The following is a 286-nucleotide window of genomic DNA, read 5'->3' as shown; positions in this document are numbered from 1 at the left end:
ACTCCCATCGCCGGCCGCACCCAGGCGGAGACCGAAGGCCTCATCGGCTTCTTCGTCAACACGCTCGTCTTGCGCGCCCAGCTGAACCCCCGCTCGACGTTCCGCGAGCTGTTGGCGCAGGTGCGCGACACGACGCTCGCGGCCTACGACCACCAGCACGTCCCCTTCGAGAAGATCGTCGAAGCCTTGCAGCCTGTACGCGACCTGAGCCGCAGCCCGCTCTTCCAGGCCATGTTCGTCCTGCAGAACACGCCCACCGAGGCGCTGCGCCTGCCGGGCATCTCCT

General features: G+C 67.8%; 1 protein-coding gene. It reads left to right on the top strand.

Annotation, left to right across the window (positions count from 1 at the left end; translation table 11 throughout):
- Window positions 1–286, top strand: a 286-nt coding sequence (locus U8525_RS34595) for a condensation domain-containing protein (protein WP_374270992.1), incomplete at both ends; no start/stop codon positions are given.

This window comes from Corallococcus sp. RDP092CA, from assembly GCF_041903675.1.
Classification (GTDB): Bacteria; Myxococcota; Myxococcia; order Myxococcales; family Myxococcaceae; genus Corallococcus.
This window is presented reverse-complemented; position numbering and strand designations above follow the sequence as displayed.